The 9,394-nt window shown below is 56.3% G+C and carries 8 protein-coding genes; 5 read left to right on the top strand and 3 right to left on the bottom strand.

Annotated elements, in window-relative coordinates:
- The coding region (locus tag ACI5FR_RS24670) for a DUF6930 domain-containing protein (RefSeq protein ID WP_405459331.1) at positions 1–442 on the top strand (442 nt) is incomplete at its 5' end.
- 261 nt (positions 443–703) lie between these two features.
- Here the strand turns inward: ACI5FR_RS24670 and yhbH are convergent.
- Positions 704–1,852: a sporulation protein YhbH gene (gene yhbH, locus ACI5FR_RS24665; RefSeq protein ID WP_405459328.1), complete on the bottom strand. Its 1,149-nt coding sequence runs from the start codon at positions 1,850–1,852 to the stop codon at positions 704–706.
- A 150-nt stretch (positions 1,853–2,002) separates the two neighbouring features.
- Between yhbH and ACI5FR_RS24660 the strand changes: the two genes are divergently transcribed.
- Complete coding sequence (locus tag ACI5FR_RS24660; protein WP_405459325.1) at positions 2,003–3,436, top strand: S-layer homology domain-containing protein; 1,434 nt, start codon at positions 2,003–2,005, stop codon at positions 3,434–3,436.
- 53 nt (positions 3,437–3,489) lie between these two features.
- Here ACI5FR_RS24660 and ACI5FR_RS24655 read toward each other — a convergent pair whose 3' ends face one another.
- On the bottom strand, positions 3,490–3,837 hold the full coding sequence (locus ACI5FR_RS24655) for a methyl-accepting chemotaxis protein (protein WP_405459323.1): 348 nt from the start codon (positions 3,835–3,837) through the stop codon (positions 3,490–3,492).
- A 111-nt stretch (positions 3,838–3,948) separates the two neighbouring features.
- Here ACI5FR_RS24655 and ACI5FR_RS24650 point away from each other — a divergent pair, with 111 nt between their 5' ends.
- Genes ACI5FR_RS24650 through ACI5FR_RS24640 form a run of 3 tightly spaced genes read left to right on the top strand, consistent with a single transcriptional unit; the run spans position 3,949 to position 8,403 of the window.
- On the top strand, positions 3,949–5,145 hold the full coding sequence (locus ACI5FR_RS24650) for a Gfo/Idh/MocA family protein (RefSeq protein WP_405459321.1): 1,197 nt from the start codon (positions 3,949–3,951) through the stop codon (positions 5,143–5,145).
- 23 nt (positions 5,146–5,168) lie between these two features.
- Positions 5,169–6,482, top strand: coding sequence for an ABC transporter substrate-binding protein (locus tag ACI5FR_RS24645; RefSeq protein WP_405459320.1), 1,314 nt, complete (start codon positions 5,169–5,171; stop codon positions 6,480–6,482).
- A gap of 13 nt (positions 6,483–6,495) precedes the next feature.
- Positions 6,496–8,403, top strand: coding sequence for a right-handed parallel beta-helix repeat-containing protein (locus ACI5FR_RS24640; protein WP_405459318.1), 1,908 nt, complete (start codon positions 6,496–6,498; stop codon positions 8,401–8,403).
- Between the two features lie 18 nt (positions 8,404–8,421).
- Here ACI5FR_RS24640 and ACI5FR_RS24635 read toward each other — a convergent pair whose 3' ends face one another.
- Positions 8,422–9,345 (bottom strand): helix-turn-helix domain-containing protein, encoded by a 924-nt coding sequence (locus tag ACI5FR_RS24635; RefSeq protein WP_405459315.1) that lies wholly within the window; start codon positions 9,343–9,345, stop codon positions 8,422–8,424.
- Positions 9,346–9,394: the final 49 nt, after the last annotated feature.

Raw genomic sequence — 9,394 nt, 5'->3', positions numbered from 1 at the left:
GGCTGCGGTTGAGGCGGCCGGCCTGCCGTCCGCTTCCGCCGCTCCAGCCGTTGACGAGCTGCGCCTCGCCAAGCTGAAGAAGGCCAATCTCTCCTCCGCCGGAGCGTGGGAGCTAGGCTGCGTCTATATGCCGGAGCCGGTGATGGGAGAGGACGGACGCCCGTTCTTCCCGCAGCTGTTCCTGGTCGTGGACCACGGCTCCGGGCAGATCCTGGCGATGGAGCTCAGCGAGCGCTCGAAGATGGGGGAGGCGGCCGCGACCAAGTTTTTGGCGTTATTGGAGCAGACTCGCCGGGTCCCGTCCCAGCTGGCGGCGCTCAAGGAGCAGCCGCTTGACTTCCTTCAGCCGATTGTGGGCGCGCTGGGCATCCCCTGCTTTCTCGCGCAGAGCCTGCCGAGTCTGGAAGAAGCCCAGGCAAGCGTGCTCGGCGGTATGGGTTAGCGGTGGACCGGGTTTCTCGAACGCCGGAACCCGATTCCGGCCCGTTTTCAAGGAATAGCTGCAAAATTTTCCTTTAATTTAGAGGAAACACCTAACGTTCGGGATATAGCGGCAATTTTTTCATCTATAGGCTAGTTGCTTGATGGGCTACCCAGCAGGGCGCCGCCTCTATCGCTTCCGTTACAAGCTGAACAACCGTCCGGTCTCTCTCCGGACGGTTGTTCGTTTTAGCCGCAAGTTACTTTTAATCGAACCTCGCGATTACGCTTCCTTCGGTTTGGTGAAGAACGTGCGAAGCGCTTTGTACACCTCGCCCTTCTCGCGGATGATGCAATGCTGAAACTTCGGTATCTGGATGTGCCTATAAGCGGACATGAGCGTGCTGCTGCGGTTGTACTGGTTCACCTCGCCGTAGCCGAACATGTTGCACTTTGAGAGCAGCTGCTCGATCAGCTTGACGCAGCGCTCGTTGTCCGAGGTCAAGTTGTCGCCGTCGGAGAAGTGGAACGGATAGATATTGTAATTCGCCGGCGGATAGCGGCGGTCGATGATCTCAAGCGCCTTCTGGTACGCGGAGGAGCAGATCGTGCCCCCGCTCTCGCCTTTCGTGAAGAATTCCTCTTCCGTCACTTCCTTCGCCTCCGTATGATGCGCGATGAACACGATCTCCACCTTCTCGTATTTCGTGCGCAGGAAGCGGGTCATCCAGAAGAAGAAGCTGCGGGCGATATATTTTTCGAAGCTGCCCATGCTGCCGGACGTGTCCATCATCGCGATGATGAGTGCATTGGAACGGGGGACGACGATTTCCTCCCAAGTCTTGAACCGCAGATCGTCCGGCGAGATGTGGTGGATGCCCGGGTTCCCGCTCTCCGCGTTGCGGCGCAGGTTCTCCAGAATCGTCCGCTTCTTGTCGATGTTCGACATAATCCCTTTTTTGCGAATATCGTTGAACCGGATCTCTTCGTCCTGAATATTGTCCTTCTGCTTCTCCTCGAGATGCGGCAGCTCCAGATCCTCGAACAGCATCGACTGGAGCTCCTCCATGCTGACCTCGGCTTCATAGTAGTCGTCCCCGGGCTGGTCGCCTGCCCCTTCGCCTTTGCCGGGCCCTTGCTGAGGGGTAGGATCCGTGCCCAGCACATCGCCCACTTGGCTGTCGCCTTCGCCTTGGCCGACATGTTTGTTCTTGTTGAAGTTGAAGCGGAACCGGTATTCGTCCAGACTGCGGATCGGCACTTTGATAATTTGCCGGTTGTGCTGGGTGATGATGCTTTCTTCGGTCACGAGATCAGGCAGGTTTTGTTTGATCGCTTCTCGTACCTTCTGCTGGTGCCGGGTTTGATCCTGGTAGCCTTTGCGATGCAGCGACCAATCTTCCCGGGAGACGATGAACAGCGGGTTCGTCATACGGGCACCTCCTGCAAAAATGGCTTGTAATCAATATATTCAAGGGCCGACGGGATATGTGACGCCGAAGAAAATCATATTTTTGGAAGAGGGGATGTGATAAAATTTGGATTGGTATGTATTGGTAGAATTGGAGAGGTGGGTTCTGTTGTGAGAAGTTTAAAAAAGGGGATGGCGCGCATGCTGCTGCTCTTGTTGGTCGCTGTGACGCCCCTTCTGCCTGGAGCCGGAGTCGCTCTTGCCGAGGGGCCGGCGCTGTCCGCGGAGCTGCCTCCGATGGTTGCTACGGGAATCGAATATGTGCTGAAAGACCGAAACGCGTGGAGGTATGACTTGATGATCGACCGGGAGCGGCTGCCGGAGTCGATGAAGGGATTCACTCGCTTCGGAAGAGAGGTCATCTTCCATTCGCCGAACGTCTCCGAAAGCACGCTGATTGCTGTGCTGCAGCGGATCAAGCCGGCTCCTTTCAGCGGCAGCGCGGGGATCGGGTTCCCGCAGGTACCGGGGGATCGCACCATCATCACTGTCCTTTACGATGATGCAGGTGTTGCGCTGGGCTATCATTTGACCCAAATCACGATCGAGGTCTCGGAACGCTTCACGGACTTGAGCTCGGGACATTGGGCTTATATTCCCATTCAGGAAATGGTAGAACGCAACTGGCTGGAGGGGTATGCCGACGGAACGTTTCAACCCGACCGTCTCGTGACGCGAGCGGAGTTTGCCAAGCTGCTGGTGCTGGCATTCGGACTGAAAACCGAGTCGATCACGGTTCCCTCCTTCGAGGACATTGCGGCTCCGGATTGGTTTACCCCCTATGTGGAAGCGGCCATGCCTTACATGGTCGGGTACTTGCAGCCGAACGGCAACGTCCGGTTTAAGCCGCAAGAACCGGTATCGCGCGAAGAGGCGGCGATGGCCGTCATGATGTTGGGCGGGGAATCGCGGAGCGGCGAGCCTTCGGTCGGAGCCGTCTCTTTCACCGATTCCAGCTCGATCTCGGCTATGGCGAGGAGATACGTAGCAGCCGCAGCGGAGCAAAACATCGTGTCAGGGTTCTCGGATGGGAGCTTTCAGCCCCAAGGGCCGGTTACTCGCGCCCAAGCGGCCGTCATTTTGATGCGTGCCATACCGGTATTCGAGATCGTGAAGAAGGTGGAGGAAAAGATCGATTCGATTCCGGTGACGAACTTGTTGGTCCAAGCCTCCAGCGACAGGAGCCGGCTGCAGGAAGTGCCTGATCCGAACCATCAGAGAATGACGGTCATCGATTTGACGGGCTATGGGAACTCGTATGAGTATACATATGCCCTGAATGGGAAGTTCAACCGGTTCTTGGCTTCGCTCGGACTAAGTCAAACGAAGCCCGGGGAGCCGGCTGCGGTCAAGTATGAGCTCCTCGGGGACGGGAAGCTCTTGTATGTAAGCGAGGAGATGACGTCGGATAAGGCGGCCGGCGTAAACGTGAATGTGGCGGGCGTGAAACAGCTGAAGATCCGGATTATTCCGCAAAAGAACGCGAATGGCGGCATGTCGGCGATCGTTAGCCGGGGGCAGCTAACCCGAAACGAATCGGAATAAGAAGCAAAAGGAGGGACCCGGCAACCGCTGCCGGGTCCTTCTCTTCGACGATGTTAAACCTTGAACTTGCCCATCAGCTCAAGCAGCTCCTGCACCATATGGCTCAGGGCCGCGGCGGAGGCGGAGATCTCCTCCATCGTCGCGAGCTGCTCCTCGGAGGCGGCGGCGACGCTCTGCGCGTTCTCCGAAGCGCCGGAGGCGATGTGGGACAGCTGCTCGACGGTGGCGGTCACCTCCTGCGAGCTGGCCGAGATTTGCTCGGCGGCGGCAGACACTTCCTGGATCATGCCGCTGACCTTGTCCATCTCCTCGTGTATGCCCGAGAACGTCTCGCCGCAGTCATGGACGGCCGTGACGCCGCGGTTCACTTCCTGCGAGCCGTAGCTGAAAATATAAAACAATCGGAAAAATCGCCACTGTTTTTTTGGGGTGGATTTACTAAACTTGTAATGTAATCGATTACTATAAAGACTTAGAAGGAGGGAAAAGCCGTTCGAGGAGCGGCACGGTCGATGAAAACACATAAAATCGGAATCGGCATTCTCGGGACAGGGAAGCGCGGCGTTTACTTCGCCGGCAACTACTTCGGCAAACATCCGGATTGCCGGTTGGTCGGGCTATGCGACATCCGTTCGGAGAGCTTGGACTTCGCCAAAGCAACGCTGGGGGATATCCCGGCCACGACATCGCTGGAGCAGTTTTTGCAAATGCCCGAATTGGACGCGGTCGTCATTACCAGCAATCATTTCGCCCATGCCGAGCACGCGCTAGCGGCGCTTCAGGCGAAGAAACACGTGTACTTGGAGAAGCCGATGGCGGATACGATCGCCGATTGCGACCGGATGATCCGGGCCGGGATCGAGTCGGAGCGCGTATTCATGATCGGATTGGAGCTGCGTTATTGCTCCCTAATGGAGGAAATGCACCGATTGATCCGAGCAGGCGAGATCGGCGACATCCGGATCGGCCATGTGACGGACAACGTGTCGGTCGGCGGCGATTACTACTATCACGGCATCCGGCGGAGGAAGGCGTATATTACGAGTCTGCTGCTGGAAAAAGGGACGCATTCTTTGGATTTGGCCAATTGGCTGGTGGACGCGTCTCCCGTCAAAGTGTATTGCTCCGGGGGCATTGACGTATTCGGAGGCCGGGAGCCGAACGACAAGCGATGCCGGGATTGCGCGGATCAAAACAGTTGTCCGTACTATGTGGACATAAATCGCGGCGTGAAGATGGATTACGGAGGCATTTTGCTGAAGGACGATCTGTGCGTATACGCCCAGGAATGCGATGTGCACGACAACAGCATTGTCGTGATCGATTACGACAACGGCGTCCGCGTCTCGTATACGGAATGTCATTTTACTCCGGAATACACGAGGGAATTCACATTTACCGGCACGAAGGGCAAAATATACGGCTTGTACAACAATGAGCAGGATTACAAAATTACGGTACAGAAGCGGCACACCCGCGAGCTGAATACCTATTACCCGGAACGTAGAACGGGAGGGCACGGGGGCGGAGACCTGTCCATCGTGAACACGTTTGTCGATCTCGTGAAGAAAGGCGAGCCGACGATGCCGGGCGTGTGGGGAGCGCGCGACAGCGCGGCGATCGCCCTGGCCGCGGAGCAATCCGCCGAATCGGGGCTGCCGGTTACGATACCCCGTCTCCAATCGCTTCACCCCATTATGGTCCGGTAAAAAATAGAGATGGAGGAATCGGAATGTACAGAAAACGAGGGATCCTCATTCAACTCATTGTCATTTTGGCGTTGTTGTCCACCCTTGCCGCGTGCGGAGGTGCGGAGGAAACGAAATCTCCCAACCAAATCGCGAACGAACCTGTGGAGCTGGTGTTCCACTCCAACAACGGGGATTCCGAAGAAACGTTCGATGCCCTTTTTGGAAACGCTTTACGCAAAAAATTCCCGAACTATACGATCAAGTATATCAAATCGGCTAAGGGGTCGACGCTCCCGGAGCTGCTCGCGCAAAATCAGCGCATCGACATCCTGTTCGCCTCCATGCCCAACTTCTTCGAGCTGGCGATGAATGCCGGGCTGCAGTTCGATATGACGGAGCTGGCCAAGAAACAGAAGGTCGATCTGGGCAAATTCGAGCCGACGCTGATCGACGGAGTGAAGCTGTCGAGCGATGGCAAGCTGTATGGACTGCCGGTTACCAACATGACCCAGGTTTTGTTCTACAATAAAACGCTCTTCGACAAGTTCGGCGTCCCTTACCCGAAGGACGGCATGACTTGGGACGATACGATAGAAATGGCCAAAAAGCTGAATCGGACGGAAGGCGGGAAGCGGTATTTGGGCTTTGCCGCGTCCCCGGCGCACATTCTGCGGTCCAACTCTCTATCCCAGCCCTATCTCGATCCGGACACGGATAAGCCGACCTTCGAACGGGACGAGTGGAAGAAGCTGATCCAGACGTTTTTCGTCGCACCGGCCGACGAGCAGGGCTACAAAACCCGCGTCTCCGAGCTCAAACGCATTCCTTACCGGACCGAATTTACGGATTCGCAGGAGCTCGCCATGTTCGTGTTCAATTCTCAATTCCCGTTCACGGTGCCGAAAGAAATCGAGAAGGTGAATTGGGATCTCGTGGCTCTGCCGACCTTCAAGGAGAAGCCGAAAGTGGGCTCGCAAGCCACCCCGTATTTGATGGGCATTACGTCCATGGCCCAAAACAAAGAGGCGGCCATGCTCGCCATCGATTATTTGACCTCGAAGGAAGTGCAGGAGGGCTACTCACGGGACGGGATCATGCCGGTGATCAACGATGCCGATGTGAAAAAAGCGTACGGGCAAAACTCGGCATTCAAGGATAAAAACTGGCAGGCGATCTTCTACAATACATTTGCTCCGATGACGAAAATATCCCCTTACCAGCTGACTGTGGAGAATGTGTTCAAGAACGTTCCATACGACGTGATCATGGGAACGGCGGATATAAACACGTCGCTGCGCACGGCGGCAGAAAAGGCGGACAAAGCGGTGGCCGACGCGAAGCGCGCAAGCAAATAAGAGGAGGCGGGTAATGATGGCGAACGAAGATCCGCATGAAGGCGAAGCGCGAGACAGATCCGGACAGACAGGAGCCATAAGCCGCAGAAAGCTGCTTCTCTCGCTTGGCATGGCCGGGGCCGCAACGGCCTTGTACAACTTGCCTCTGCTTCAAGCCAGCAGCGGGGGGCATGATTCGGTGTCGAAGGCGGTATATGGACCCGGGGGACAAGGCCCGTTTACGTTAGGGTCGTGCTGTGTCACGGCTACCATAGCCGAATTGCGGGCGAATACGGCAACGGACCCGGAAACGGTCTATTTCATCACCGACCCCGGTCAGCAGGGATGGTTTTATCGGGACGCGGTCGATCCGTCATCGGCGGACAATACGGGAACGATCCTGGTTACCGCCTCCGGCGCCCGGTTCAAGCGCCATTACGGCGAAGCGATTCACGCCCGATGGTTCGGGGCCAAGGGGGACGGTGCCGCGGACGATACGACCGCGATCCAGCATGCCCTGGACGCCGTTCCGGCGGCCGGCGGGTCGGTATATATCGAGGACGGTACGTATCGGGTCGATGCGGTTCGCGAGCTCCGGCCGGCTAGCAACACGACAGTGCTGATGTCTCCTGGCGCCGTCCTGACGGCGATTCCGAACGACAAGGAACGATTCGCGGTCATCAATATTATCAATAAGGAGAACGTCACGATCCAGGGCGGAACCATCATCGGCGAGCGGTATGGTCATCTAGGGACGACCGGCGAGTGGGGAATGGGCATTTCGATCCGCAGCAGCCGTAACGTCACGGTGCGCGATACGATCGTCCGAGATTGCTGGGGAGACGGCATCTATATAGGGACGGATGACAGCCAAAACCCGCGTATCGAATGCGAGCATGTGAAGATCCTGCATGTGACATGCGAAAACAACCGCAGGCAGGGGATGTCGGTGACCGCATGTATTGGCGGCATCGCGTTCGCGAGCCGGTTCAACAAGACGAACGGAACCGAGCCGCAGAGCGGAATCGACCTCGAGCCGAACAGCACGGTGGTCGTCACCGATTTCGCCGTAATCGGCTGCGAGTGCAACGACAACGCGGGAAGCGGGATCGGCATTTACGGGACGACGGATACGAACGCACGCCAAATCACCCTCGAATCGAACACTTGCTTGCGGAATATACGGGGCATTCAGATTCGAAGCGGCTCCCACAACAAAGTGCTGTTCAACACTTGCAGCGACAACAAGGATATGGGCATTCGCATCGCGATCAACACCCGTTCCATCCTGACCGAGCATAACGATGTCGTCGGGAACACGGTCAACCGCAACGGGGGCAAAGGGATTTCCATTGAAGGCACCGCAACGTCCAAAATACGCTATAATGCTTTCCGCGACAATGTGTGCATGAACAACGCTCAGGAAGGGATCGGCGCTACATATATCCAATATGCCAGGATCGCGGATAACCGCACGAACGGGAATTTGTACGGGATTCGACTGGTCGGCACGACGAGTCAATTCAACGAACTCTCGGGCAACCTCTGTACGGACAACGAGTACGGCATCCAGCTGTGGCAGGCGTCTTACAATAAAATCGAGCGCAACACGTGCAGCGGCAACAAGCAGGCGGGACTATGGCTGAGAAAAGAATCCCACCACAACGAGGTGCTGTCCAACACCTGCATCGGCAATAGTCAGACCGCCCACAATGCATATGCCAATATGCTGTTCATGGAGAACAGCGGGTCCAACAACGTGCAGATGAATACGGTCCGTAAGGGACTTGGGACCATTCGGGCTCAGTACGGGATCCGGATTCAAACATCGGATTGCACAGCGAATCTGGTCACGAACAATGATATGCTGGATGGGGGCGAGACGGCTTCGTTCCTGGACGGAGGAACGGGCACGTTGACGGCTTCGGCGAATCGCCTGTGAGCCTAGCTAGCATTCGGGCTAGGTGGACCTGAGCGGCAGCTCCAAATTGCCCCGGCCGAACTGGGCGGGCACCGTCCTGGCATATTCCGTCGGCTTCATGCCGGTTAACTGCTTGAACTGCTTGGAAAAGTACTGCACATTGTTGAAGTCGAGGATGGCGGCAATTTCGGTAATCGTTCGATTTTCTTCCCGAATGAGCCGCTTCGCCTCTTCGATCTTCAGCAGCTTGAAATATTCCATGATGCCGTAGCCTGTTTGGGCTTTGAAAGCGGCGTACAGCTGAGCTTTCCCGATCCCGAACGTTCTCCCGATTTCTTCGGTTGTTACTTGGCCGGACAATCGTTTTTTCATAAATTGCATGATTTCGGCGATCGTTCCGTTGTCCTTGGTCGACTTGACTGCCGATGACGGAGCGGCGGCGCGGCTTTGGGGGGCTGTACGTCTGACCAGCTGCACCAGAAGAAGCTCCAGGACGTTTTTGATCATTTGCTCGCCGCCGAAGGGAGGATTCAGGCTTCTGACGATTTCGCCGTCTTGCGTTTTCAGCTCGAACGCACGGTTTGCCTCCTGCAAAATAATGGAGAGCAGCCGCTTCTCGGAATCCGTCAAGGCGAGCGATTGGTTCCCTAAGCAGGCGATACCCGGCGAGTGGCACTCGAAAGAGACGATCATCACATTCGGCGCACTATGGTTGGACGATTTCACTTGATGCGGGGTGCCGGGCTTGAAGAGGGTCAATTCGCCCTGTCGGAGCAGCCGCTCCTCGCCTTCCAGGCCAATCCGCATTTCGCCATTGTCCATATAGCTCATGACCCAGAATTCGTACTGCTCGATCTCGGACATATATTGTTTGGGCAGCTCGAAATAGTAAAAGGTGTACAGGTCCGTCACATCGATTTCCGTTTGCAGCCGTAAACGTTTTCTTTGTTTGCCGTTCTGCATGAGCGAACCCCCCTTGAAGGTAGTCGTTATGTACATTATAGATAAATCT

This window comes from Paenibacillus sp. HJGM_3 (genome assembly GCF_045062745.1).
Lineage (GTDB): Bacteria > Bacillota > Bacilli > Paenibacillales > NBRC-103111 > Paenibacillus_AA.
The sequence above is the reverse complement of the archived record's forward strand: the minus strand, read 5'-3'. Positions and strand labels throughout refer to the sequence as shown.